This is a genomic window from Streptomyces sp. NRRL B-3229 (assembly GCF_000719505.1).
GTDB classification, from domain to species: Bacteria; Actinomycetota; Actinomycetes; order Streptomycetales; family Streptomycetaceae; genus Streptomyces; species Streptomyces griseorubiginosus.
Window position 1 is genome coordinate 1 of record NZ_JOGP01000141.1, and the last position, 317, is coordinate 317.

1 pseudogene is annotated in these 317 nt (G+C 62.1%); it reads left to right on the forward strand.

What is annotated here, in order from left to right:
• Positions 1-223: pseudogene (locus tag IF54_RS41935) on the forward strand (carbohydrate ABC transporter substrate-binding protein); the annotation flags it as partial.
• Positions 224-317: the final 94 nt, after the last annotated feature.

A 317-nucleotide genomic window follows, 5' to 3' on the forward strand; every position in this document is an offset into this window, starting at 1 on the left:
CAAGGCGTCGACGGCGTCGTATTCGCCGTTGCAGAAGAAGGCGTACGAGATGATCTCGGGGGCGAAGAGTCTGACGCAGTTCATGGACCGTGACTCGCGTCCGGACTTCACCTCGACGGTGATGCAGCCTTCGCTCCAGAAGTTCCTCCAGAACCCCAAGGGCGTCGACAGTCTGCTGTCCTCGATCGAACGCCAGAAGAAGACGATCTTCGCCTCTTCCTGAGCTGAGCTGAGTTGAGCGGCTAAATGACTACCGACACAACCTCCCCCCAGAGCCCGGAGGCGGCCGTGGTGCCGCCTTCGGGCCCTGCCCCGTC